This is a genomic window from Haloferax sp. ATCC BAA-644 (genome assembly GCF_000336975.1).
Lineage (GTDB): Archaea > Halobacteriota > Halobacteria > Halobacteriales > Haloferacaceae > Haloferax > Haloferax volcanii.
In genome coordinates this window covers 68,496-91,959 of record NZ_AOLF01000014.1, presented here as the reverse complement: position 1 = coordinate 91,959, position 23,464 = coordinate 68,496, and the positions used below count along the sequence as shown (strand labels likewise).

General features: G+C 66.3%; 25 protein-coding genes. 14 read left to right on the top strand and 11 right to left on the bottom strand.

Going from position 1 to position 23,464, the window contains the following annotated elements:
- Positions 1–171: 171 nt before the first annotated feature.
- On the top strand, positions 172–891 hold the full coding sequence (locus tag C458_RS18065) for a hypothetical protein (RefSeq protein WP_152418119.1): 720 nt from the start codon (positions 172–174) through the stop codon (positions 889–891).
- Between the two features lie 400 nt (positions 892–1,291).
- On the opposite strand, the gene C458_RS07430 is transcribed toward C458_RS18065, so the two are convergent.
- Positions 1,292–1,654 (bottom strand): hypothetical protein, encoded by a 363-nt coding sequence (locus C458_RS07430; protein WP_008574506.1) that lies wholly within the window; start codon positions 1,652–1,654, stop codon positions 1,292–1,294.
- Between the two features lie 63 nt (positions 1,655–1,717).
- Here C458_RS07430 and C458_RS07425 point away from each other — a divergent pair, with 63 nt between their 5' ends.
- The 3 genes from C458_RS07425 to C458_RS07415 all read left to right on the top strand — a co-directional run bounded on the left by C458_RS07425 (position 1,718) and on the right by C458_RS07415 (position 3,910).
- Entirely contained in the window at positions 1,718–2,080 is a 363-nt protein-coding gene (locus C458_RS07425) for a group 1 truncated hemoglobin (RefSeq protein WP_008574505.1), read from the top strand.
- 116 nt (positions 2,081–2,196) lie between these two features.
- A complete protein-coding gene (gene dacZ, locus C458_RS07420) occupies positions 2,197–3,006 on the top strand; it encodes a diadenylate cyclase (protein WP_008574503.1) in 810 nt (269 codons plus the stop codon).
- A gap of 1 nt (position 3,007) precedes the next feature.
- Positions 3,008–3,910, top strand: a complete 903-nt coding sequence (locus tag C458_RS07415; protein WP_008574501.1) for a mechanosensitive ion channel domain-containing protein — start codon at positions 3,008–3,010, stop codon at positions 3,908–3,910.
- A gap of 102 nt (positions 3,911–4,012) precedes the next feature.
- On the opposite strand, the gene C458_RS07410 is transcribed toward C458_RS07415, so the two are convergent.
- Together C458_RS07410 and purD are read right to left on the bottom strand one after the other, a co-directional pair.
- Positions 4,013–4,555: a DapH/DapD/GlmU-related protein gene (locus tag C458_RS07410; RefSeq protein WP_008574500.1), complete on the bottom strand. Its 543-nt coding sequence runs from the start codon at positions 4,553–4,555 to the stop codon at positions 4,013–4,015.
- A 90-nt stretch (positions 4,556–4,645) separates the two neighbouring features.
- A complete protein-coding gene (gene purD / locus C458_RS07405) occupies positions 4,646–5,932 on the bottom strand; it encodes a phosphoribosylamine--glycine ligase (RefSeq protein ID WP_008574497.1) in 1,287 nt (428 codons plus the stop codon).
- A 189-nt stretch (positions 5,933–6,121) separates the two neighbouring features.
- Here purD and C458_RS07400 point away from each other — a divergent pair, with 189 nt between their 5' ends.
- Complete coding sequence (locus tag C458_RS07400) at positions 6,122–8,233, top strand: thioredoxin domain-containing protein (RefSeq protein ID WP_008574496.1); 2,112 nt, start codon at positions 6,122–6,124, stop codon at positions 8,231–8,233.
- A gap of 30 nt (positions 8,234–8,263) precedes the next feature.
- Here C458_RS07400 and C458_RS07395 read toward each other — a convergent pair whose 3' ends face one another.
- Positions 8,264–9,019, bottom strand: a complete 756-nt coding sequence (locus C458_RS07395) for a hypothetical protein (RefSeq protein ID WP_049896934.1) — start codon at positions 9,017–9,019, stop codon at positions 8,264–8,266.
- Positions 9,020–9,125: 106 nt separating this feature from the next.
- Positions 9,126–9,506, bottom strand: coding sequence for a thioredoxin family protein (locus C458_RS07390; RefSeq protein ID WP_008574493.1), 381 nt, complete (start codon positions 9,504–9,506; stop codon positions 9,126–9,128).
- Between the two features lie 145 nt (positions 9,507–9,651).
- On the opposite strand from C458_RS07390, the gene C458_RS07385 reads away from it, so the two are divergent.
- Entirely contained in the window at positions 9,652–10,572 is a 921-nt protein-coding gene (locus C458_RS07385) for a PLP-dependent cysteine synthase family protein (protein WP_008574492.1), read from the top strand.
- Between the two features lie 33 nt (positions 10,573–10,605).
- Here the strand turns inward: C458_RS07385 and C458_RS07380 are convergent, their stop codons facing one another.
- The 3 genes from C458_RS07380 to thiI all read right to left on the bottom strand — a co-directional run bounded on the left by C458_RS07380 (position 10,606) and on the right by thiI (position 12,764).
- On the bottom strand, positions 10,606–11,058 hold the full coding sequence (locus C458_RS07380; protein ID WP_008574491.1) for a DUF5804 family protein: 453 nt from the start codon (positions 11,056–11,058) through the stop codon (positions 10,606–10,608).
- A 42-nt stretch (positions 11,059–11,100) separates the two neighbouring features.
- Positions 11,101–11,355 (bottom strand): hypothetical protein, encoded by a 255-nt coding sequence (locus C458_RS07375; RefSeq protein ID WP_008574490.1) that lies wholly within the window; start codon positions 11,353–11,355, stop codon positions 11,101–11,103.
- A gap of 233 nt (positions 11,356–11,588) precedes the next feature.
- Positions 11,589–12,764, bottom strand: a complete 1,176-nt coding sequence (gene thiI / locus C458_RS07370) for a tRNA uracil 4-sulfurtransferase ThiI (protein ID WP_008574489.1) — start codon at positions 12,762–12,764, stop codon at positions 11,589–11,591.
- A 265-nt stretch (positions 12,765–13,029) separates the two neighbouring features.
- Here thiI and ppk1 point away from each other — a divergent pair, with 265 nt between their 5' ends.
- Positions 13,030–15,504, top strand: coding sequence for a polyphosphate kinase 1 (gene ppk1 / locus C458_RS07365; protein WP_008574487.1), 2,475 nt, complete (start codon positions 13,030–13,032; stop codon positions 15,502–15,504).
- 72 nt (positions 15,505–15,576) lie between these two features.
- Here ppk1 and C458_RS07360 read toward each other — a convergent pair whose 3' ends face one another.
- Together C458_RS07360 and cyaB are read right to left on the bottom strand one after the other, a co-directional pair.
- Positions 15,577–16,785 (bottom strand): methionine adenosyltransferase, encoded by a 1,209-nt coding sequence (locus tag C458_RS07360; RefSeq protein WP_008574484.1) that lies wholly within the window; start codon positions 16,783–16,785, stop codon positions 15,577–15,579.
- Between the two features lie 127 nt (positions 16,786–16,912).
- Positions 16,913–17,470: a class IV adenylate cyclase gene (gene cyaB / locus C458_RS07355; protein ID WP_008574482.1), complete on the bottom strand. Its 558-nt coding sequence runs from the start codon at positions 17,468–17,470 to the stop codon at positions 16,913–16,915.
- Positions 17,471–17,584: 114 nt separating this feature from the next.
- On the opposite strand from cyaB, the gene C458_RS07350 reads away from it, so the two are divergent.
- From C458_RS07350 to C458_RS07320, 7 genes are all read left to right on the top strand, one after another.
- Complete coding sequence (locus C458_RS07350) at positions 17,585–18,100, top strand: DUF6789 family protein (protein WP_004063179.1); 516 nt, start codon at positions 17,585–17,587, stop codon at positions 18,098–18,100.
- A gap of 199 nt (positions 18,101–18,299) precedes the next feature.
- Positions 18,300–19,076 (top strand): cytochrome c oxidase subunit II, encoded by a 777-nt coding sequence (gene coxB, locus C458_RS07345; RefSeq protein WP_008574480.1) that lies wholly within the window; start codon positions 18,300–18,302, stop codon positions 19,074–19,076.
- A complete protein-coding gene (locus C458_RS07340; RefSeq protein WP_008574479.1) occupies positions 19,073–21,634 on the top strand; it encodes a cbb3-type cytochrome c oxidase subunit I in 2,562 nt (853 codons plus the stop codon). Before coxB ends, C458_RS07340 begins: the two co-directional genes overlap by 4 nt.
- 10 nt (positions 21,635–21,644) lie before the next feature.
- Positions 21,645–21,905, top strand: coding sequence for a cytochrome C oxidase subunit IV family protein (locus C458_RS07335; RefSeq protein ID WP_004976702.1), 261 nt, complete (start codon positions 21,645–21,647; stop codon positions 21,903–21,905).
- The gene (locus C458_RS07330; protein ID WP_007274416.1) at positions 21,902–22,135 is read left to right on the top strand and encodes a hypothetical protein; all 234 of its coding nucleotides are present in this window, start codon (positions 21,902–21,904) and stop codon (positions 22,133–22,135) included. Before C458_RS07335 ends, C458_RS07330 begins: the two co-directional genes overlap by 4 nt.
- A 215-nt stretch (positions 22,136–22,350) precedes the next feature.
- Positions 22,351–22,752, top strand: coding sequence for a hypothetical protein (locus C458_RS07325; protein WP_008574475.1), 402 nt, complete (start codon positions 22,351–22,353; stop codon positions 22,750–22,752).
- A 191-nt stretch (positions 22,753–22,943) separates the two neighbouring features.
- Entirely contained in the window at positions 22,944–23,150 is a 207-nt protein-coding gene (locus C458_RS07320; protein WP_008574473.1) for a hypothetical protein, read from the top strand.
- A gap of 17 nt (positions 23,151–23,167) precedes the next feature.
- Here C458_RS07320 and C458_RS07315 read toward each other — a convergent pair whose 3' ends face one another.
- A complete protein-coding gene (locus C458_RS07315) occupies positions 23,168–23,455 on the bottom strand; it encodes a hypothetical protein (RefSeq protein ID WP_008574471.1) in 288 nt (95 codons plus the stop codon).
- Positions 23,456–23,464 lie beyond the last annotated feature (9 nt).

The following is a 23,464-nucleotide window of genomic DNA, read 5'->3' as shown; positions in this document are numbered from 1 at the left end:
TCGACCCAACGACGCGAGCCGACTTACCAAAATGCGCGCTCGAAACGGCCGCTCGTGTGCTAACCCAATCTCCATTTTCCATCACGCCTTCCTTGAGCCGGTTGCACCAATTCACTCGGGCATGGTGTCTGCACCGGTAACTAATTATGACTTTCTTACAACTGGTATCCTATGCCTCCTTCCGTTGACCCCTATGTTGACCCATCAAATTTCCAAGCCCCACAGAATCAGTATGTCGCTTGGTTGGACATCATGGGTACTGCAAATGCGATGCGGAGGTCAGTTAAAACGGCCGCAGTGAAGGTTCTTAAAATGCACAATGCGGTTATTGATGTTCAGGACTCTTTTGATGTTGATACATTTCCCATGATGGATGGGATTTACATTGTTTCAGATGATGGCTATGAACTCATCGACTTTTTGCAAGAGATTTTTAAAGGATACGCAGAATATATAGTTCAAGAGTCTCAGGAAGACCACTTTGAAATCTACTATGCGTCAATAATCAGGGCGGCTATCGCATTTGGTCCACTCTATCACGGTGCTGACACAGACGACTCTGTTTCAGAATCAATAGCCAATTCAGGTGCTTACAAAGATTCAATTCTGGTAGGAGTTCCAATGGCTGATGCATATGGTGCTGAAACAGATGCCCCTCCCTTTGGCATTCATATTCACCAATCGGCCCGGACACTTGCCCCAGATGGGAAAGAACCAATTCCGCAGTATTGGTGGCAGTGGTGGGATGACTCAGGACTAGCGTCAAACCTATTTGACTTGTTAGAAAAGTATTTTGAATATTTCGAACAGTCACGACATAGTGAATATAATCCTGAGAAAATTGAACTCCACCGAGAAATGGCAGAAGCATACCTACACGAAGATTATTGATACGGCATTCTCTAAATGGTGACGAAGGGAACAGCGACTGGCGCTGTCTCGTAGAAGCACTTTTAGCGCTTGCCGTTTAGTTACGTACTGTCGAAGTGGAAATTGGGGATAGCCGCCCAAAGTACCGGGTAACGGCCCGAGGCGCTTAGGACGCTGTGGTGTAGACCTTCGCAGGTTCGAACCCTGTCCCGCGCACTAAGCGAACGAAGTGAGCGAGGGAGCAGACAGGTTCGAACCCTACGAGACGAGCACAGCGAGTCTCGGCCCGGTTCGAACCCTGGCATACCGTCTCGAACACCGTGAGAGACGTGTCTGCGCGACAGAAGGACTCGAATCAGGGAGCAACGCGAAGCGTTGCGACCGTGGTTCGAACCCTGCCGCGCGCCTTCCCGAGCGTTCGTCATCGAATCGTGTGCTCGCGGACCTCCACGGTCCCGTTTTCGAGGACGGTGAGTTCGAACGACTCCGTGGTGCCGACCGGGCGCTCCCACCGAACCGTTCGGTTCACCCCGACGGAGACCGTCTGGCGGGTCGGTTGCAACTGGTCGGTCAGGTCGAGTCCGCCGTCTCCGCCGTAGTCGGAGAGCGTCTCGTTGAAGACCGCTTTACCGCCGACTGCGACAGCGACGCGCCCCGTGAACCCGGCCTCTGGATGGAGTGATAGTCGGGTCTCGGGTATCCGGCCGGTGAGCGCACTCGTCCGCTCGGACGTCGCGGTCGGCTCAGTCGGTGACTGTGTGGTCGCCGCGACCCCGCACTCCACGCTTAAAGACCCCGCATACGTTCGGAGGAAACCTTACCGTCGTGGTGTCCAATTCGCGGACGAATGCCTGCGCAGTCACTCTACGCTCGCCTCGGCGGCCGCGAGGCCGTCGAAGCAGTCGTCTCGGACTTCTACGACCGCGTCCTCGCCGACGACTCGGTCGCGCACTACTTCGACGACATCGACATGGTCGAACAGCGCGCCCACCAGGTCAAGTTCATCAGCGCCGTCGCGGGCGGTCCCGTCGAGTACGACGGAGCCGACATGCGAGCGGCCCACGACCACCTCGACCTCTCGGGCGAGGACTTCGACGCCATCGCCGAGCACCTCGCGGCCGCGCTCGACGAAAACGGCGTCGCCCCGGAAGATGCCGATGCGATTCTCGAGGAAGTCGCCGCGCTCAGAGCACCGATTCTGGGGCAGTAGGTTCCGTTCGACCTCCTTCCGGGAGAATCAGTCGCCGGTTTCCACCGGTCGAATCGCGCACGCCACGCGTCAGACGCGACACAACCCTTTTTCTCACCCGGTGTCTCTCTCCACCAATGGCGGCGTTATCCGAATTATTGGGCGACCTCGTGGCGGACGTCGATGGGTTGTTTCTGTTCACGCCGAGCAGCTCCCACTACGAGCAGTTCGCCGAGACGGACGTTCCGACGGTGGTCATCGCGCCGGAGAACACGGTCGAAGCCGAGACGTTCGTGGAGCTGCCCCTGCAGTTCCAGAACGTCAAAGACCGCATCCGCTTCGGCGTCGAGGGAGCGATGGAACAGCGCATCGTCGAGGCCGGCGACACCATCGCCTGCAACGTCGGCATCTTCGGCGGCGACCCGGACTCGCTCGTCCGCGTCCGCGTCGAGGAGAACATGCGGTCGGGCATCTACGACCTCTTCGCGAACTCGCGGGCGGACCCCGGCGTCATCCGCGACGTGTTCGAGGTGGCCATCGAACTGGGCAAGAAAGGGCAGAAGGGCGAACCCGTCGGCGCGCTGTTCATCGTCGGTGACGCGGGCAAGGTGATGAACAAGTCGCGGCCGCTGTCGTACAACCCCTTCGAGAAGTCCCACGTCTACGTCGGCGACCCCATCGTCAACGTGATGCTCAAGGAGTTCTCGCGGCTCGACGGCGCGTTCGTCATCTCCGATTCGGGGAAAATCGTCTCGGCGTACCGCTACCTCGAACCCTCCGCGGAGGGCGTCGACATCCCGAAGGGGCTGGGCGCGCGCCACATGGCCGGCGGCGCTATCACCCGCGACACCAACGCCACGGCCATCGTCCTCTCGGAGTCCGACGGGCTCGTCCGGGCGTTCAAGGGCGGCAAGATGATTCTCGAAATCGACCCGGAGGCGTACTGAGATGCCGGGGTTCGCTTCGGCGTCCCTCATCCACTCGTCGGTCGGTCCCGCGTCCACAGCCGCACTCACACCCGCATCCGCATCCGCGTCCGCGTCCGCATCCGCATCCGCCGCCCCGCTTCAGACGGTCGGCGGCGTCGTCGACGACATCGTCAGAATCGCCGGCCTCCGGTTTCTCGGCGTGCTCGCCATCCTCCTCCTCGGGCTGGTGCTCGCGTACGTCGCGGGGACGCTCGTCCATCGGCTTCTCGTCAGCGTCGGCGTCCCGGAGGCCATCGAGGGGACCGCGTTCGAGCGGACCGCCCGCGATTTCGACACCTCGACGGTCGAAATCCTGTCGTGGCTGACGCGGTATTTCGTCCTCGGCATCAGCATCTTCGCCACCCTCTCGTTCGCCGGGGTCAACTACGCCGACCGGTTTTGGGGGCTCGTCATCGCCATCCTCCCGCAGTTGTTCATCGCCATTCTGGTCCTCATCATCGGGGTCGTCGTCGGCGACAAGGTCGAACTGCTCGTCGCCGAGCGACTCCGCGCGGTCAAACTTCCGCAGGTGAACATCCTCCCGGCGCTCGCGAAATACACCGTCTTCTTTCTCGCCACGCTCGTCGCGCTCTCGCAGGTCCGCGTCGCCACGCTCGCGCTCATCGTCCTCCTCGGGGCGTACCTGCTGGGACTCATCGTGTTCGGCGTCGTCGCCTTCCGCGACCTCCTTCGCTCGGGCGCGGCGGGGACGTATCTCCTGTTCACCCAACCGTACAGCATCGGCGACGAGATAGTCGTCGGCGAGGTCCGCGGCGTCGTCCAGGAGTTCGATATGTTCGTCACCCACGTCGAATCCGAGGATACGGAGTTCGTCATTCCGAACGCGCGCGTCCTCGACAAGGGCGTCGGGCGCGTTCGGTAGGCGCTCGGAACCGGGGTCACCGTCGTCGTTCGGACCGATGCCGTACGGTTCGGTGCCGGACTGGCGGTCGCCGCGTCTCGAACCGCCCCCTACGACGACCGATTACTGCCCGTCGGTCTCGCCGCCGGACATGGGTCTCGCGGGCACGCCGGCGACCGTCTCGCCCGCGGGCACGTCGCGCGTGACGAGCGAGTTCGCCGCGACCTGCGCGCCCTCGCCGATGCGGACGCCCGGGAGAACCGTCGCCTTCGCGCCGATCATGGCGCGCTCGCCGACGACGACCTCGCCGGTACGGTACTCGTCCTGCAAAAACTCGTGGCAGAGGATGACCGCGTCGTAGCCGATGATAGCGTCGTCTTCGATGGTGACGAGTTCCGGCCAGAACACGTCGGGCGTCGCTTCGAGGCCCCACGAGACGCCCGCGCCGACGGTGACGCCGACGCGCCGGAGCGCCCAGTTTCGCACCCTGAGCGACGGCGCGATGCGCGCCACGAGGACGAACACGTAGTTGAGCATCACGCGCCAGACGGGTTTGGCGTCGGTCCAGTACTGCAACGAGTTCCGCGGGCCGGGCGTCGGGTGGTGCTGGATTCGGTCGTGTCGGCGGGCCTCCGCGTCCGCCGGTGCGGCATCGTCGTCGGTCACGTCCGCCGATTGGACCGCGGGGGTAAAAGCGCCCTCGGCGCGGGGGCGACGAGAGAAATCGCGAACCGGTCCCGCGGGACCGCTCCCTGTTTACTCGCCGCGGAGTTCGGCCATGTGGTCGATGCGGCGCTGAACGAGCGCGCTCGTGCCGATGTCGTGGCGGATGTGGAAGCCCTCGCCGGCGTCGGCGAGCGCGTCCTCCGCGAGTTCCTCCGCCGCGGCGATGCTGTCGGCGACGCCGACCACGGCGAACGACCGGGAGGTCGTCGTGTAGAGGCCGTCCTCGCGGTCGTCGACGCTCGCGTAGAACAGCAGGGCGTCGGCGTCCTCGTCCACTTCGACCGTGATCTCCGCGCCGGCCTCGGGGTCCGTCGGGTAGCCCTCGGGGACGGCGTACTTACACACCGTGGCGGCCTCGGCGAAGTCGAGTTCCGGCAGTGATTCGCCCTCGCGGGCGGCCGTGAGCACGTCGATGAAGGGCGTTTCGAGGACCGGAAGCGTGTTCATCGCCTCGGGGTCACCGAAGCGGGCGTTGAACTCGATGACCTTCGGGCCCTCGGTCGTGAGCATGAACTGGCCGTAGAGGATGCCCTTGTACTCCGGCAGCGCCTCCACGACGGCCTCGATGACCTCGACGGCGGCCTCGTAGTCGCCGTCGGCCATGAACGGCAGGGAGGGCGATACGTCGGTGTAGCTTCCCATGCCGCCGGTGTTCGGTCCCTCGTCGCCCTCGTAGGCGCGCTTGTGGTCCTGCACGGCGGGGCTGACGCGGAACTCGCCGTCGGCGACGAACGCCTGAATCGTGAACTCCTCCCCGACGAGGCGCTCTTCGAGCACGACGCGCTCGTAGTCCGAGTCGCGGAGGTACGCCTTCGCCTCCGCGGGCGTCACCTGGTCGCCGATGACCTTCACGCCCTTACCGCCGGTGAGGCCCGCGGGCTTGACCGCGAGGTCGCCGTCGTAGTCGTCGATGTAGTCGCAGGCGGCCGCCATGTCGTCGAAGGTGGCGAAGTCGGGGTTGCCCGGAATCGCCTCGTCGCGCATGAACTGCCGCTGGAACGCCTTGTCCGTCTCGATGCGCGCCTCGGCGGCCTGCGGGCCGAAGGTATAGATTCCCGCCTCGTCGAGGGCGTCGGCGACGCCGGCCGCGAGGCCGGACTCGGGGCCGACGACCGCGAGCGTCGCGCCGACGGACTCGGCGTAGGCGACGATGTCCTCGGCGGCGGTCTCCGAAATCGTCTCGAAGCCCTCGGCGAGGGCGGCGATGCCGGGGTTTCGGTTGCTGGCGCAGGCGTACAGGTCGCAGTCGGGGGCCAGCGCGCGGGCAATCGCGTGCTCGCGGCCGCCGCCGCCGACGAGGAGGACGGTCTCGCTCATGGTCGCATACCCTGCGCACGGGAGTGTAAAGATTGCTCTTTATCTGCGACGAAATAGGCACGATTGTGGTTATGTCCGGTCGACTGCGAGGGTGACTCGCCGTCCGACCCACACCCCGCGCCACACCCCGAGTCGGCCACGACGGCCGTCTCCACGCCGCTTTAGTTCCCGGAGCGCCGACTTCGACGCATGTCCGACCCGGTGGGACGCAACCGACTCGACGAGGAGCAGAGCCCGTACCTCCGCCAGCACGCCGACAACCCGGTCAACTGGCAGCCGTGGGACGAAACGGCCCTCGAAGCGGCCCGCGAGGCGGACAAGCCCATCTTTCTTTCAATCGGCTACTCGGCGTGCCACTGGTGTCACGTCATGGCCGACGAGAGCTTCTCGGACCCCGACATCGCCGAGGTGCTCAACGAGGAGTTCGTCCCGGTGAAAGTCGACCGCGAGGAGCGCCCCGACCTCGACCGCATCTACCAGAACATCTGCCAACAGGTCACCGGCGGCGGCGGCTGGCCGCTTTCGGTCTGGCTCACGCCCGAGGGCAAGCCCTTCTTCGTCGGCACGTACTTCCCACCCGAACCCCGCCGCGGCGCGCCCGGCTTCCGCGATATCGTCGAGAGCTTCGCAGAGTCGTGGCGGACCGACCGCGACGAGATAGAAAACCGCGCCGACCAGTGGACGAGCGCCATCACCGACCGACTGGAGGAGACGCCCGACACGCCCGGCGAGGCTCCCGGCTCGGACATCCTCGACACCACCGTACAGGCCGCGCTCCGCGGCGCTGACCGCGACCACGGCGGCTTCGGCGGCGACGGACCGAAGTTCCCCCAACCCGGTCGCATCGACGCTCTGCTCCGCGGCTACGCCGTCTCCGGCCGCCGCGAGGCGCTCGACGTGGCGCGGCAGAGCCTCGACGCGATGGCCAACGGCGGCCTCCGCGACCACCTCGGCGGCGGCTTCCACCGCTACTGCGTCGACCGCGAGTGGACCGTCCCGCACTTCGAGAAGATGCTGTACGACCAGGCCGGTCTCGCCTCGCGGTATCTCGACGCCGCCCGACTCACCGGCAACGACTCGTACGCGACCGTCGCCGCCGAGACGTTCGAGTTCGTCCGCCGCGAACTCACCCACGACGACGGCGGCTTCTTCGCCACGCTCGACGCCCAGTCCGGCGGCGAGGAGGGAACCTTCTACGTCTGGACGCCCGACGACGTGCGCGACCTCCTCCCCGAACTCGACGCCGACCTCTTCTGCGACCGCTACGGCGTCACGCCCGGCGGCAACTTCGAGAACAAGACGACCGTCCTGAACGTCTCGGCGACGACCGCCGAACTCGTCGACGAGTACGACCTCGACGAATCCGAGGTCGAAGACCGCCTCGAAAAGGCCCGGAAAGCCCTGTTTGCCGCCCGCGAGGGGCGCGAGCGCCCCGCCCGCGACGAGAAGGTGCTGGCCGGCTGGAACGGCCTGATGATTTCGGCGTTCGCGCAGGGGTCGGTCGTCCTCGAAGACGACTCGCTCGCTTCCGACGCCCGCCGCGCCCTCGACTTCGTGCGCGAGCGCCTCTGGGACGACGAGACCGAGACGCTCTCGCGGCGCGCCATGAACGGCGAGGTGAAAGGCGACGGCTACCTCGAAGACTACGCCTTCCTCGCGCGCGGCGCGTTCGACCTCTATCAGGCGACCGGCGACCTCGCGCCGCTCTCGTTCGCGCTCGACCTCGCACGGGCGACCCGCCGCGAGTTCTACGACGCCGACGCGGGCACGCTCTATTTCACCCCCGAGAGCGGCGAGTCGCTCGTCACCCGCCCGCAGGAGCCGACCGACCAGTCCACGCCGTCGAGCCTCGGCGTCGCCACGTCGCTGTTCTTGGACCTCGAACAGTTCGCGCCGAACGCCGACTTCGGCGAGGTCGCGGACGCGGTCCTCGGGTCGTTCGCCAACCGCGTCCGCGGCAGTCCGCTCGAACACGTCTCGCTCGCGCTCGCCGCCGAGAAGGCCGCCAGCGGCGTCCCCGAACTCACCGTCGCCGCCGACGAGGTGCCCGACGAGTGGCGCGCGACGCTCGCCTCGCGGTATCTTCCCGGCCTCGTCGTCTCCCGTCGCCCCGGCACCGACGCGGAACTCGACGCGTGGCTGGACGAACTCGGACTCGACGAGGCCCCGCCAATCTGGGCCGGTCGCGAGGCGGCCGACGGCGAGCCGACCGTCTACGCCTGCGAGAACTTCACCTGCTCCGCGCCGACCCACGAGCTCGACGAGGCGCTGGCGTGGTTCACGGCGGGCGACGACGTCTAACTGAAACATCGAGACGGGCCGGAACCCAATTCAGAGCTGAGAGCCGTCGTAGCGTCGTCGCAATTCTCTGACTTTCTCGGCGACTCGCTCGGCGCGCTCGCGGGTCACGCACGGGACGACGTTCTCACCCGTCGGCGTGTCGAAGACGAGCGTCGTTTCGTCGACGATGTCGAGGCTCCGCGCCGAGAGCGCGGAACAGTACGTCCGACTCGTCTTCCGGTCCAACGTCGATTGCACGATTGCCGTGGTGTCGAAGCGGTAGGCGTGGTCGTCGGTCTCCCACCGCTCGTGGACCGTCGAGGCCACGAACAGACCGACCCGGTCGGCGAGCAGTTCCTGAATCGACGCCACGACTCCTTCGGGGAGCGGCGGCGACTCGCCCCAAAGCATCGACTCGTGGGGAATCGTCGTGAGCAGGTCGTCCCCGCGGTCGTCGATGAGCGTGAGACGAAACACGAAGTTCTCCCCGACCATCGTCGTCGCGGCGTCGAGAAGCGCGAACAGCGCGTCCTCGCCGTCGCGGTCGAGAGAGAAGACGCGGGTTCCGTCGTCCGGGCGCTCGGGGTCGAGCGCGTCGACGGTTGTGAGCGCCTCGACGCATCGCTCGTTGTCGTCTGCTCCGAAATCTTCGTCGAGTTCGACTCGAACCGCGTGCGCGACGTGGGCGACCTCGGAGAACACCGGGAGGAGGTCGCGGCGGTAGTCGTCGCTGTCGAGGTGATAGCGCTGCGGGCCGTCCCCGCAATCCGGACTCTCACTACTATCTCCGCCACGTTCCTCACGCATCTGCGAACTCCCGCGCCACCTGCGCTCGTCGCATCGCATCGGCGTACCCGCGGGTGTCGTATCACGGTTTCGGCGGGTCAAGAGAACGGAAGATTCGAACCGACGCTTAGTTCGACAGTTCGTCCGCGAGGTAGACCGCAATCGGAACGTCCTCGTCCTCCACGAAACGGGCGACCTCCTCGCCGTCGCGTTCGACGACGACCGTCGGGATGAGTTCGATGTCGTACTCGTCGACGAGCGGGCCGACCTTCGAGCCGTCGTCGGCCTTCTCGACGGGGTAGTGTTCGATTCGCTCGGCGGGGACGCCGGCGGCGTCGAGCGCCGCCGCGAAGTCGGGAAGCTGTCCGCGGCAGTCGCCGCACCAGTCGCCGCCCCAGACCTTGAACGTGTAGTCTGCGGCCGCGAGCGTGTCGACCACGTCGGGGTACGAGGCCGCGTCCCACGCGGGGTTCGGTTGCATCGTTTCGAGCGTCTCGGCTTCGGCCATGCGCCCGTCTACCGGCCGCGCGGATTTAACGGGTGCGCTCGCGGCGGGGCTCGCCGCCCGCGTTCGTCGCTGTCTCCCCCCGAGACGGTGGCCGTATCGTCCGCCTCCGCCAGTCGTTTAGTGTCGCACCGTCAACGGAGGGTCGATGGACGACAGTATCCTCGACGCTATCGGGTCGCCGCTGGTCCGCGTCGACTCCACCGAGGGGTCGACGGTCGCGGCGAAGATAGAGTCGAAGAACCCGGGCGGGTCAGCGAAGGACCGCCCCGCGTTGGCGATGGTCGAGGCGGCCGAGGAGGCGGGCGATATCTCGCCGGGCGACCGCCTCGTCGAACCCACGTCCGGGAACACCGGTATCGGACTCGCGGTCGTCGCGGCGGCGAAGGGCTACGACCTGACTATCGTCATGCCGGACTCGATGTCGCCCGAGCGCCGCGAAATCATGCGCGCCTACGGGGCGACCATCGAACTCGTCGAGGGCGACATCTCCGCCGCGAAAGAGCGCGCCGACGAACTCGAAGCCGAGGGCATGTACCAACTCCGGCAGTTCGAGAACCCGGCGAACCCGGAGGCGCACTACCGGACGACCGCCGAGGAGATTCTCGAACAGGTGGGCGACCGCCGCATCGACGCCCTCGTCGCCGGCATCGGCACCGGCGGCACGATTTCGGGCACCGGCCGCCGTCTCGTCGAGGAGTTCCCCTCGATGCGCGTCGTCGGCGTCGAACCCGCCGAGAGCGCCGTTCTCTCGGGCCACGAAGTCGGCAACAACGACTTCCAGGGGATGGGCCCGGGCTTCGTCAGCCCCAACCTCGACACCGACCTCCTCGACGACGCGGAAATCGTCGAACTCGCGGACGCCGAGGCCGAGTGTCGCCGCCTCGCCCGCGAGGAAGGCATCCTCGTCGGCCAGTCGTCCGGCGCGTCGCTCCTCGCCGCCAAGCGCGTCGCTGAGCGGCTCGCCGCCCCCGACGCCGACGAGGAAGACCAGCCGCTCGTGGTGACGGTCTTCTGGGACTCCGGCGAGCGCTACATGTCGACCGGGATGTTCGACGCCGAGGAATAGCGGTAAACCGCGGTTTTTCGCCGGTCGCCTCGCTCACCGACCGAACTCGTCTTCTCCCACTCTGACGACGAGCGTTCGCTCCACGTCTCTGAGGTCGTAGTCGGGCACCGAGCCGTCGACGCGCGTCACGAACATCGGCTCGACGAGGCGGCCGTCTTCGACGCCGTAGATGGCGAGGTGGTCGCCCGTGTCATCGGGCTGAACATTCCCGTCTCGAATCTGTCGGGCGAGGTCGCGGGAGAGCCACTCGTCGACCGAGACGGAGGGCTCGCGGACCAACGAGAAGTCGGCGAACCGGACGAGATACCAGTTGAGGTCGTTGAGAAGCGAGACGGCCGCGCCGAGACTCACCGTGTCGACCGAAAGCGAGTTGTCGAACGGTTCGGAGATATCGTAGGTCGAAAGCGCCGCGCGCGCGGTGTCGCGCGACAGCAGTTCGTACTGGAGGTGCACGTCCTCCGCGCCGACGATACAGACCTGCGTCACGTCGAGAGGGAGGGACCGGATTCGGTAAAGCGGTTCCGGTACTCAGGCGGTCGATTCCCACTCGGCGGCGCAGGACTCGTCGCAGAAGACGACGCGCTCGCGTTCGAGGGTTATCTTGCCGGGCTTGTCGATGTCTCGTTCGAGGAGGAGCTGATAGTGGGCTTCGCTCATGTCCACGCGGGCGCGGCAGGCCCCGCACCGCTCGACGGTGTCGCTCCAGTCGGTCCGCGACGCCCGGTGGCTGACGCGCCACTCGGGGCCGGGGTGTCCGCGACCGGGATGCGATGTTTTCGACATGGGAGAACCCTAGTGCTCACGGTAAATAAAGCCATTTTTGTGCAATTGTTCATTCGAAACGAATCTAAACGTTCGGAGAATCGTGACTATGGTGGTGGTTTGCACGGTTCGTGTGGGCGTCGGTACCGTGCCTCGGTAGGTCGGGCGGCGGCCGCTTTCGGGTTCTGGATGGCGTTCGACCCTCCGCTCGCGCTTCGGCGTCCCGGGGTTCAGTCGCTTCGGCGTTCGGTCGCTCACTCGCCGTCGGGCGAGACGACGACTCGCTCGCGGGCGGCCGCCACCGCGAGGTCGAACAGGTCATCGGGCTCCGCGGCCTCGACGGCCGACAGCGAGGCGTTCGTCTCGGGGAAACTCGGCGCGACGCGCTCGCAGCCGACGGGGAGCGTCGAGTCGTCGTAGGTGCCGAGGTCGCGCGCGGCCGCGACGATGTCGGTCTTGTCGCGGGTCAAAAGCGGGCGGTGGACGGGGTAGTCGACCGCGGCCTCGGTGACGGCGAGGTTCTCGCCGGTCTGGCTCGACTTCTGACCGAGCGATTCGCCGGTCACGATTGAGTGGGCGTGCTCGTCGGTGGCGACCTCGGCGGCGATGGCGAGCATGGCGCGCCGCAGCGAGAGCATCCGGGTGTCATCGACGGACTCCATCAGTCGTTCGACCACGTCGCCGGCGGGGACGACGTGCACTCGCATGTCCGCGTTCGGGGCGCGACGGGCGATGGTCCGCACCGTCTCGATGGCCCGCGCGCGGTGGTCAGCGCCACCGTAGTCGCCCAAATCGACGTAGACGGGGACGATTTCGCAGCCCCGGCGCATCAGCTCCCACGTCGCCACCGGCGAGTCGATGCCGCCGGAGACGAGCGAGACGGCCCGTCCCTGCGTTCCGAGCGGGAGGCCGCCGGGGCCGTCGAACCGCCGGACGGAGAGATACGCCGTCTCCTCGCGGCACTCGATGCGGTAGGTCCGGTTGGGGTCGTCGAGGTCCACGGGCGCGCCGGTCGCCTCGACGACGGCGCTCCCGGCCTCGCGTTCGAGGTCGGAACTGGTGAAGTCGTGCTGGTCGGCGTCGCCGACGCGGTCGGCGTCGACGGCGAACTTCGCCCCGTCGGGGTGGTCGTCCGCGAGGGTTCGACAGGTGGCGACGATGTCGTCGAGGACGGGGTCGCAAGCGACGCAGGGACGCGCCCAGACGACGCCCGGCACCTCGGCGCAGGCGGCCGCGACGGCCTCGGCGTCGGCCGCGTCGCGGACGAGCAGGCGGGACCACTCCCGCTCGACGCGGCCCGGGAGCGAGCGGTCGTCGAGGACCGCCTGGAGGTTCGTCCGCAGTCTGGCCTCCATCTTCGCCCGGACGCTCGAACTCTTCGTGCCCACCTCGCCGTAGCCGACGAGGACGACGTGCGCCGTCTGATTCACGGTCGACGTTCTCCGGGGGCACCCTTCAGCGTCTCGTTTCGCGGGGCGTCCGCGTCCTGCGCGGCACGGCGCTCCCTCTCGCTATTAGTGTTATATATCTGTACATAGTACAATTTACTGAACCGTAGTCAGACGGCGAAACAATATAAACCGCTTAATAGATTTCACACCCTCTCTGTCTCGTACACCCGCCGACCGACCCGCCGTCGCGCTCGACGCCCGCTCGATTCCCGACCGACGCCCACTCGACGCCCACTCGATGCCAATGACCGACGAGTCGCCAGCCGACATCGACCTCGCTGACCCGCAGTACTACCTCAACCGCGAACTGAGCGAACTGGAGTTCCAGTCCCGCGTGCTCAACGAAGCGCTCGACGACCGGAACCCGCTTCTCGAACGGGTCCGATTTCTGTCCATCTTCACGAAGAACTTAGACGAGTTCTTCATGAAGCGCGTCGGCGGGCTGAAACAGCAGATAGACGCCGGCGTGACGGAGCGGACGACCGACGGCCGGACGCCCCTCAAGCAGTGGGAGGAGGCCATCGACAAGGCCCGGCCCATGTTCGAGCGACAGGCCGAGTGCTACCGCGAGGAGATTCGCCCGGCGCTCGCCGGGGAGGGCATCCACATCTGTGACTACGACGACCTGACGCCCGACCAGCGGGCGGAGATGCGGGACTACTTCGAACTCTCGGTGCTGCCGACGCTGACGCCCCTGTCGTTCGACCCGGCCCACCCGTTCCCGTTCATCTCGAACCTCTCGCTGTCGCTCGCGGTGGTCACCCGCGACGACGACGGCGACCAGACGTTCACCCGGGTGAAGATTCCGCAGAACCGCCCGCGGCTCGTCGAGGTCGAGACCGACGGCGACGAGGTCCGATACGTCCTCTTGGAGGAGGTCATCCGCGCCAACCTCGACCTGCTGTTCCCGAACGTCGAGGTCGTGGACACCGCGGTGTTCAAGCTGACGCGAAACGCCGAGGTCCGCCGCAACGAGGAGGTCGCGGAGGACCTCATCGACATGATAGAGGAGGTGCTCGAACAGCGCCGCTTCGCCACCGTGGTCCGCCTCGAAATCGAGGCCGACGCGCCCGCGGCCGCGCGAGACCTCCTCGTCGAACAGTTGGACCTCGACGACCGCGAGGTGTTCGAACTCCGCGGGCCGCTCGACTACCGCGAACTGATGGACCTCACGGACCTCGACCGGCCGGACCTCTCGCTGGAGTCGTGGACGCCGCAGCCGCACCCGCGGTTTTCGGACCTCGACGCGACCGACGCGGGCATCGGCTCGGGCGCGTCGTCCCCCGAGGCGGCCGGCGACGACGGCGACACCATCTTCGACGAAATCCGCCGCAAAGACGTGCTGTTGCACCACCCGTACCACTCGTTCGGTGACACCGTCCAGGAGTTCCTCGACGCGGCCGCCAACGACCCCGACGTGTTGGCCATCAAGGCCGCCATCTACCGGACGGCCTCGGACTCGCAGGTCATCGAAGCGCTCATCGACGCCGCCGACAACGGCAAACAGGTCGCGGCGATGGTCGAGCTCAAAGCGCGGTTCGACGAGCAGAACAACCTCGAATGGGTCCGTCGCCTCGAAGAGGAGGGCATCCACGTCGCCTACGGCACCATCGGCCTCAAGACGCACACGAAGACGGCGCTCGTCGTCCGCGAGGAGGAAGACGGCGTCCGCCTCTACTCCCACGTCGCCACGGGGAACTACCACTCCGGGACCGCGAAGGGCTACGTCGACCTCGGCGTCCTCACCGCCGACCGCGACATCGGACAGGACCTCGTGAAGGTGTTCAACTTCTTCACCGGTCCCTCCTTGGACGAGGAGTTCCGGAAGCTCCTCATCGCGCCCGTGACGATGCGAACCGAGTTCACGAAGTGCATCCGCCGGGAGGCCGAACACGCCCGCGCCGGCCGCGACGCCCGCATCGTCGCCAAGATGAACGCGCTCGAAGACCCCGGCATCGTCGAGGAACTGTACGAGGCGTCGATGGCCGGCGTCGACATCGACCTGCTCGTCCGCGACATCTGTCGGCTCCGACCCGGACTGGAAGGCGTCTCGGAGACCGTCACGGTCCGCAGCGTCGTGGACCGCTTCCTCGAACACTCCCGCATCTTCTACTTCGAGAACGCGGGCGACCCCGACTACTACGTCGGTTCGGCGGACTGGATGACCCGCAACCTCGACAAGCGCGTGGAGGCCATCGCCCCCGTCGAAGACCCCGACATCCGCGAGCAGTTGCGGTTCATCCTCGAACTCGGCTTCGGGGACAACCGGAAGGCGTGGGAGATGAACGCCGACGGCAGCTACGACCAGCGCGACCCCGGCGACGGCCACGAGATTAGCATGCAGAAGATTCTGATGGACCAGACGCTCGCGGCGTCGAACACGCCCGGCGTCCACCGCGGTATCTCGGCGTCGCATCCCGACGTGCCCGAGACGCTCCTCGTGGAGTCCGACCCGTCCGTGATGGCCCCCCGGGACGACGGGGAGGCCGAAGCCAGTGACGGGGACGACGCCGCCGACACCACCGAATCAGCCGTCGAAGCGGGCGCGCCGAAGAACGGCGACCCCCAGCACGTCCTCGACGACTTCCCCGAGAAGTGGTACGTACCGAGCAGTCGGCACTACGAGTACGCGGTTCGGACGCCGGACGGCGACCGCGACTACCGGAAGACGGCCGAGGCGGCCGCGCGGCTGGTCGAGAAGTACTACGGCGAGGAGTAATCGCACCGCCCTCGCGGGCGACGCGGCGGTCGGTGTTTTGTTTTTCGTTTCGACCCGCCGCGAGGCGACGCCTCAGAACGTGCTGAGTTCGCCTTCGATGGTCCGGCGGGTGATGTCGGTCACGTTCGCGAGTTCGCGGTCGATGATGGCGATAACCTCGTCTTCGATGTCAGCGATGGTGACGCCGTCGTCCGTGATGACCTTCGCGTCGGCGACGTGGGGTTCGTCGATGGGGCGGCCGATTTGCGAGAGCAGGCGGACCTGGAGGTCGCGGATGCCGTCGACCTCGTCGACGACCGTCTCGGCGATGTGGGTGGAAAGCAGGTTGTAAATCTTCCCGATGTGGTTGACGGGGTTCTTGCCGGAGGTCGCTTCCATGCTCATCGGGCGGTTCGGCGTGATGAGGCCGTTGGCGCGGTTGCCGCGGCCGACGGAGCCGTCGTCGCCCTGCTCGGCGGACGTGCCGGTCGTCGTGAGGTAGATGGAACCTTCCTCGTAGTCGTCGGCGGTGTTGACCTCGACGTTGACCTTGCGGTCCGTGTAGTCGGTGGCGAGGTCGGAGACGAACTCGCGGACGTCGTCGACCGCGGCGACGTAGTCGTCGATGTCCTCGATGTACTTGTCGACCATCGCGGCGGCGACGGTCACGTCGATGACGTCGCCCTCGCGCTTGCCCATGAGCTTGATGTCCTGTCCGAGTTCGGGGTGGTCGTCGCCGTAGGCCGCGCCGTTGAGGGCGCGCTCGGCTTCGAGGACGATGCGCTCCGTCTCGGTCAGGGGGGCGTGGCCGACGCCGAAGCTCGTGTCGTTGGCCATCGGGACCTGCTGGGTCTCCTCGCCGAACACGTCCTGGAGGTCGCCGGAGCCCTCGCCGAGCTTCACGTCGACGATGATGTCCGTGCCCACGTCGAGCCCGGGGATGTTCTCGTTGAGGTACTCGCGGGCGGCCCGGAGCGCCGTCGAATCGACGGGAATCTTCTCGCCGTCGTACTCCTTCGTGGCGCGGCCGACGATGAGGAGATAGATGGGCTCGATGACCTCGCCGCCGCCGAAGGCGGGCGCGGCCGTGCCGGCGACGAGTTGGGTCTCGTCGGTGTTGTAGTGCAGCACCTTGCCGACGCGGTCGAGATAGAGGTTCGAGAGGGCGCGGGAGACGCTCTCGGCGATGCCGTCGGAGATGGAGTCGGGGTGCCCGATACCCTTTCGCTCGACGATTTCGACCTCCTGGTCCTCGACCGCGCGCTTGTCGGCGGATTCGAGGCGGATATTTCGGTCGCTCATTGGCGGGACGTACCCGGCGGGCGGTTCTATAACTTGCGGAAACCTTTGGCCACACTCGTATTACCTGAGAGTATGCTCGGGCAGTATCTGCCGAGGTTACGGACGCCCGCGGGGGTCGATAGTCCGTCTATTCTTCGGGCGCGCCGAGCAGCATCCCGAGGTAGGAGGTCCGAATCTGGTCGTCGGGGTCGAGACCGAGGTCCCGGAGGACGGCGAATGCCCCCTCGCGGGCGTCGTCGACGCCGGACTCGACTTCGATTTCGACCTCCACGAACTCGCCAAGCCCGGACACCGAATCGAGCGAGACGGTGTAGCCGTCGAGGGCGAACCGCTCGCGCTCTTTCTCGACGGTCGCGGCGGGTTCGAAGCCGACCGCCTCGCAGATAGCGTCCATCGTTTCACCGTCTTCGACGCCGGTCTCGTACTCCCGGCGGGTCTTCGACGACTCGTCTACGAGCGGTCCCTTGTAGGTGACGACGGTCTCCTCGTCGGCAAGTTCGCCGCCCTCGTAGCGCGACTCCCGGCGGAGTCGGAGCGCCTCGTCGGTCTCTGCGAAATCCCTGTGCGGGGCGTCGTAGTAGGCGTCCGTCTGGGCGACCCGGTTGACCTGTTCGGCCCCGGCCGCGTCGAGTCGCTCGCGAACCGCGCCGTGGTCCGCGCGGACCTTGACCTCGACTTCGTACATGCACTCACGGGCGCGTCCGGAGGGCAAAAACCTCGGTGACTCGCGCCGGCGACCCCTCAACACTACGGCATTTGTTACCTTTTATCATTAAAGAACCCGTAGTATGACGGGAGTATGAGTCAAGAGACGCCGAACCCGGCTACCGCGGTCGAACAGCGCGCCGGCGAGACCGCCGACTACGACATCACGGGGAACGTCATCCTCACTGCGATGGCAAGTGGCTTCGTCGGGACGGTGCTGATGCTGCCCGTCCTCGTCGGCATCCCCGAACTCCTCGGTCTGTTTACGACCGAGCCGATTACGCGGTTCGCCGGGATGGGGGCGTTCTTCGGCTACGAACCGACGCTCGCCCTCGGAGCGTTCCTCTTCGGTATCGGCGGGGTCGTCGTCCTCCCGGTGACGTTCGTCGTCGTCGGCGCGTTCCTCCCACCGGAGTCACCGAAGTACCTCCGCGGCGTGTCGTTCGCGACGCTCTACTGGGTCGGGTTCGTGCCGGCGTTCTGGCCGCCCGCGGACGCGTTCGTCATCGCCTCGTTCCTCGTGTTCTCGCTTCTGGCTCACTGGGTGTACGGTCTCTCGCTCGGCTACCTGCTCGAACTGTTCGCGGACATCCCGCAACACGAGGTCTGAGCGTCACCGCGGCCGAAGACGCGGCCGCCGTCGCCCGCCGCCCGTCCGCCATCACTCGTCGTCGCCGGCGACTTCGCTCGTTTTGCTCCCCGCTTCGCCCTGCGACCGACCGGAACCGCCCGTTCGACGCCGCTTCTCCGATTGCTCCGAAACAATAATCATCACGAACGTTAATTATCTTATTTGGGTGGTGTTATCAATGGTCACGGAATACGTACTGACGGCCGCGTTCCCGCTCCAGTCGGGGTTGGTTCCGCGGGGGACCCGCGCGTTCGTCTTCGAGAGCATCTTCGAGGTGTTCCTGCTCTTGGGGACGCTCGTGGGGGTTGTCGTCGTGGGGTATATGCTCTACAACGCGTACAAGTATCGCTCCGGCTCCGGGAACGGCCACATCGACGACGGGGACCGCCTCGTCCTCGGTGAACTCCCGTCGGGAAGCGGCGGGGGACGGAAGCTGTTCACCTCGTTTTTCATGAGCATGGTCATCGTCGTCTCGCTGGTCTCGTGGACGTATCTGACGCTCCTGTACGTCGAGGAAGGCCCCGCCGCCGACGACTCGCTCGACGTGGCCGTCGAGGGCTACCAGTTCGGCTGGCGCTTTACCTACCCGAACGGCCACACCACCGACGGCGTCCTCCGGGTCCCCGCCGACCGGCCCGTCCGACTGACGATTACCACCGCGGACGTGTTCCACAACTTCGGGGTCACGGAGTTACGCGTCAAGTCCGACGCCATCCCCGGCCAGGAGACCGAGACGTGGTTCACCGCCGACGAACCGGGGACGTACACCGCGCAGTGTTACGAACTCTGCGGGGCCGGCCACTCGTATATGTCAGCCGAGGTCGTCGTGATGCCGCCCGACGAGTACGAGGCGTGGTACGCGAACACGACCGCGGAGAACGCGACCGCGAACGAGTCGAGCGCCGATGAATCGGCCACCGCGCAATCGAGTCTCCGACCGGCGGTGGCACCATGACCGACGCGTCTCCCGAACGGGACGCCGCGGCCGACGGCGGCCACGAGGTCGCCCGCGGCGGCGACGACCACGGTCACGACTTCCCCGGCACGGGGAGCATCAAGCGCTGGTTCGTCACGACGAACCACAAGGACGTGGGCATCCTCTACGTCGTCACGTCGCTGTTCTTCCTCGTGCTCGGCGGCGTCCTCGCGTGGCTGATGCGCGTCCAACTGCTCGCGCCGCGCGCCCTCGGCGAGGGGATTCTCGCGCCCGTCGCGTACAATCAGGCCGTCTCGGCCCACGGGCTGTTGATGGTGTTCTGGTTCCTCTCGCCGTTCGCGTTCGGCTTCGCCAACTACGTCGTCCCGCTCCAACTCGGCGCGAAGGACCTCGCGTTCCCGCGGCTCAACGCGCTGTCGTACTGGCTCTACCTCTTTTCGGGCATCCTGTTCGGCGTCTCGTTCTTCCAAGGGGGGACGTTCTCCGGCGGGTGGACGATGTACGCCCCGCTGAACGTCCCGACGTTCACACCGGACGTGGGGGCGTCGACGGCCGTCTTGGCGCTCGTGCTGTTCGTCGCCTCCGTCACCGTCTCGTCGGTCAACTTCCTGACGACGATGCATCGGATGCGCGCCGAGGGGCTGACGCTTCGGAACCTCCCGCTGTTCAGCTGGACGATTCTCCTGACCGCGTGGATGATGCTGTTCGCCTTCGCGGCGCTTCTGGCGGCGCTTCTGGTGCTTTCGTCCGACCGCCTGCTCGGGACGACCTACTTCGCCATGGAGTCGCCGGCGGGGGCGCTCCTGTGGACCCACCTGTTTTGGTTCTTCGGACACCCCGAGGTGTACATCGTCTTCTTCCCGGCGCTCGGCGTCATGGCGGAGGTGTTCCAGACGTTCACCGGCCGCCGCATCGTCGGCCGCAAGTGGTTCATCCTCGCGATGGTGCTCGTCGCCATCCAGAGCTTCGCCGTCTGGATGCACCACATGTTCCTGACGAGCATCAACCTGCAGGTGAAGACGCTCTTTATGATCACCACCATCGGCATCTCGCTGCCGTTCGACCTGATGGTGTTCGCGCTCATCTACACGATGCTGAAGGGGAAGATACGCTTTACGACCCCGTTCCTGTTCGTCTTCGGGGCGCTCCTGTTGTTCATCATCGGCGGCATCACCGGCGTCTTCCTCGGCGCGGTCGTCCTCGACTACGAGTTCCGCGGCACCTACTGGGTCGTGGCCCACTTCCACTACGTGATGGTCGGCGGGGTGACGGCGCTCGTCGGCGGCCTCTACTACTGGTTCCCGAAGATGACCGGCCGGATGTACGACGAGTTCCTCGGCAAACTCCACTTCGCCGTCTACTTCGTCGGCTTCAACCTGCTGTACTTCCCGCTTTTCGTCGCGTGGGAGACGCCCCGGCGCGTGTTCGACTACGCGCCCGAACTCGCGCCGTGGCACCAGCTCGCCACCGTCGGCGGGTTCGTCCTCGGGCTGTCGTTCCTCATCATGTTCTACAACCTGTTCAAGAGCGCCTTCGTCGGTGACCCCGCGCCAGACAACCCGTGGGAGTACGCGACGACGGCCGAGTGGGCCGTCCCGTCGCCGCCGCCGCTGGAGAACTTCGACGGGACGCCGACCTACCGCGACGGTCACCTCGAATTCCTCGACGCCGGCGAGGTCGCGCCGAGCGAGGACCGCTCTAGCGGGCCGACCGGCGCGGCCGTCTCCGACGGCGGTGTCACCGCGTCGGCAACGACGGCGGTCTCGTCCGCGCTCCCGACCGCCGAAGCGACCGAAGTCGAGGGGCCGAGCCACGCGAGCATCTGGCCGTTCGTCCTCTCCGCCGGCGCGTTCCTCGTCCTCCTCGGCCTCTCGCCGCTTCAGGACGCCGCGTTCCCCGAGGGGATGGTCGGAGCCGCCTACGCGACGACGGCCGTCGCGGGCGGCGTCGTCACCCTCGGGTCGCTCGTCGCCATGGGGCTCGAACCGTTCCACGGCCCGGTCTTCGAGGAAGGCGAGGCGTGGCCCTTCGCCGGCATCGACAACGGCAAGGTCGGGATGTGGATATTCCTCGCGTCCGACGTGGTGCTGTTCGGGGGCTTCATCGGGGCCTACGTGTTCACCCGCGTCGCCTTCGGCTGGACCGGCTGGGAGCCGATTCCGTCCGACCCGATTCCCGGACTCGTGAACACGTACATCCTGCTCACGAGCAGTTTCACGGTCGTGCTCGCGCTCGTCGCGGCCGAGAAGAAACACAAGTGGGGCCTCGTGACGAGCCTCGGGGCGACGTTCGTCCTCGGCATCGGCTTCCTCGTCAACAAGGGACTGGAGTGGCAACACCTGTTCCACGAGGGGCTGTGGCTCTCGACGAACGTCCGCGCCTCGACGTTCTTCCTCACGACCGGCCTGCACGCCGCCCACGTCATCGCGGGGCTCGTCGTCGCGCTGTACCTGACCGCGCGCGCCTGGCGGGGCGCGTACCTCGAAGACAGCCGCTCGGTGGAGTACTTCGGCCTCTACTGGCACTTCGTCGACATCGTCTGGCTGTTCCTGTTCCCGCTGTTCTACATCCTGTGAAGTGACAAAGATGGTATCAACGAAACTCTACACGGCGATTTACGCGGTGTTGTTCGTCTCGGCGACCGTCCAGGTGCTGGTCGAGTTCGCCGGGCTGAGCTACTGGCTGGCCTTCGGCGTCATCATGGTCCTGTCGGCCGCGAAGGCGGTGCTGGTCGCGGCGTACTTCCAGCACCTCCGGTTCGAGCCGCGGTCGCTGACGTATCTGGTCGGCATCGGCCTCGTGGCCGCGCTGGCGCTCACGCTCGCGGCGTCGTACTCGCTCCTGTGACCGTGCGAGCCGACTCCCGCTCCCGCTGGCGTTCCCGCGAAACCCTCGTCGCGGTCGGCTACGCGCTCCTGTTTTCGGTCCCCGTCGGCGTCGGCGTGACCGTCATGATGACCCGCGTCGCCCCCGGCGGGCTCACAGACCCGCTCGTCGTCGGCCCCGGTCTCGTGCTCGCGGTGGCCGTCTTCGCGCTCGTCGTCGCCGCCGCGACGACCGGCGAGAACGCGGCCTAACCGGAACGTTGTTCGTCCCCTTCTGGGGCCCTGTGAATCCTTCAGAAACTGGCAGAACCCGTGTGAGACGGGAGGGTGTACCCGGCGACGTATCTGGATAACGGCGAGCGTCACGAGAGATGGTCCGTCCGGTAAGTGGGGTAGCGCCGACCCGAACGACCGGTCTCCGGTCGCGTGGAGAAGATTCATTGCCGCGTCGTCCGTGACCGCAATCTGTGTCTGAACAGCCCTCCAACACCGAACCATCCCTTGGACTGGTCGTCCAGACCAGCTTTGTTCTCGCGGTGGTAATCGGCATCCCCTCGGCGTTTGCGCTCGGCGGACGGCTCCGCTCTCTCGCCCTCGCGGCTGTCGGTACCTTGCTGCTCGCGGGCTTCCTCGTCGTGGGTTACCGTCACGCGCGCCGACGGAAGTCCCTGCACCAACATGTCGCGTTCTTGGTGGTCTGGTTCGGCGGCATCGTTCTGGCGGACCGCCTCGCTCGCGTGGCGAGCGGTCGCCTCCCGGAGCCAGGGCCCTACCTCATGGCGGTGGGCGTCACCCTCGGCGCGCTCTGGCTCGGTTCGCGACTCGCCTACGGTGGCGCACTCACGAAAGCGCTGTTTGGCTCCGACTGAGACCTCACGATAGGCGGGTACGGGTCAGTCGAGGTGGAATCGCTCGCAACGTTTCACTTCGTGCCGTATTCGCGCACTCCATTCAGCACGACCGCAGAACACTATCCGTAACTGAGGGCTTCAACAGCGTCTTTCTTTCCGCCCCCGCTGTCGCACGTACCTTCTTTGACCTCGGTGTGGTAACAGTACGCATGAATTGGACTACCGTCGCACTCGCGGCCGCCTTCGGGGCCGTCGTCCTCGGACTCGCGGTCCTCCTCGTCTCGGAGGCCGTCGGCGCGAGCGAATCGTTCGTCGTGGTCGGCGGTGTCGTCGCGCTAGCGGGCGTCGGCGTGCTCACCGGCGTCGTGATGCGTCTGCCGGACCCCCACGAGGAACACGGCGGCGACCACGCCTGAGCCTGTCCGCCCTCCTCTCACAAGCTAAACCCGACGACTGCGAGCAGGAACATCGCCGTGAAGACCACGCCGAGCGCGCCCGCGACCTTCAGATGGTAGATGAATAGGTCTTCGTCCTCGGCCTCGACCGCGGCCTCGTACGCCGCCTTTTCGCCGTCGCTCAGGTCCTCGTGCGCGTCACCGACGTGGAGGTCCCGGAGTCGCTCCCGGCGGAACGGGCGGTCGCAGTACGGACACGTCGCCGCCGCGGTCTCGCCGTCGGGGACGGTGGTTTCGGGGACGGCGACCGATGCTTCGCGGCTCATCCCGTGACT

Excerpts from the sequence above, each read along its gene's own strand:
- C458_RS18065 (WP_152418119.1), top strand. The coding sequence starts at position 172 with ATGCCTCCTTCCGTTGACCCCTATGTTGACCCATCAAATTTCCAAGCC.
- C458_RS07425 (WP_008574505.1), top strand. The coding sequence starts at position 1,718 with ATGCCTGCGCAGTCACTCTACGCTCGCCTCGGCGGCCGCGAGGCCGTC.
- dacZ (WP_008574503.1), top strand. The coding sequence starts at position 2,197 with ATGGCGGCGTTATCCGAATTATTGGGCGACCTCGTGGCGGACGTCGAT.
- C458_RS07415 (WP_008574501.1), top strand. The coding sequence starts at position 3,008 with ATGCCGGGGTTCGCTTCGGCGTCCCTCATCCACTCGTCGGTCGGTCCC.
- purD (WP_008574497.1), bottom strand. The coding sequence starts at position 5,932 with ATGAGCGAGACCGTCCTCCTCGTCGGCGGCGGCGGCCGCGAGCACGCG.
- C458_RS07400 (WP_008574496.1), top strand. The coding sequence starts at position 6,122 with ATGTCCGACCCGGTGGGACGCAACCGACTCGACGAGGAGCAGAGCCCG.
- C458_RS07395 (WP_049896934.1), bottom strand. The coding sequence starts at position 9,019 with ATGCGTGAGGAACGTGGCGGAGATAGTAGTGAGAGTCCGGATTGCGGG.
- C458_RS07390 (WP_008574493.1), bottom strand. The coding sequence starts at position 9,506 with ATGGCCGAAGCCGAGACGCTCGAAACGATGCAACCGAACCCCGCGTGG.
- C458_RS07385 (WP_008574492.1), top strand. The coding sequence starts at position 9,652 with ATGGACGACAGTATCCTCGACGCTATCGGGTCGCCGCTGGTCCGCGTC.
- C458_RS07375 (WP_008574490.1), bottom strand. The coding sequence starts at position 11,355 with ATGTCGAAAACATCGCATCCCGGTCGCGGACACCCCGGCCCCGAGTGG.
- ppk1 (WP_008574487.1), top strand. The coding sequence starts at position 13,030 with ATGACCGACGAGTCGCCAGCCGACATCGACCTCGCTGACCCGCAGTAC.
- C458_RS07360 (WP_008574484.1), bottom strand. The coding sequence starts at position 16,785 with ATGAGCGACCGAAATATCCGCCTCGAATCCGCCGACAAGCGCGCGGTC.
- cyaB (WP_008574482.1), bottom strand. The coding sequence starts at position 17,470 with ATGTACGAAGTCGAGGTCAAGGTCCGCGCGGACCACGGCGCGGTTCGC.
- C458_RS07350 (WP_004063179.1), top strand. The coding sequence starts at position 17,585 with ATGAGTCAAGAGACGCCGAACCCGGCTACCGCGGTCGAACAGCGCGCC.
- coxB (WP_008574480.1), top strand. The coding sequence starts at position 18,300 with ATGGTCACGGAATACGTACTGACGGCCGCGTTCCCGCTCCAGTCGGGG.
- C458_RS07340 (WP_008574479.1), top strand. The coding sequence starts at position 19,073 with ATGACCGACGCGTCTCCCGAACGGGACGCCGCGGCCGACGGCGGCCAC.
- C458_RS07335 (WP_004976702.1), top strand. The coding sequence starts at position 21,645 with ATGGTATCAACGAAACTCTACACGGCGATTTACGCGGTGTTGTTCGTC.
- C458_RS07320 (WP_008574473.1), top strand. The coding sequence starts at position 22,944 with ATGAATTGGACTACCGTCGCACTCGCGGCCGCCTTCGGGGCCGTCGTC.
- C458_RS07315 (WP_008574471.1), bottom strand. The coding sequence starts at position 23,455 with ATGAGCCGCGAAGCATCGGTCGCCGTCCCCGAAACCACCGTCCCCGAC.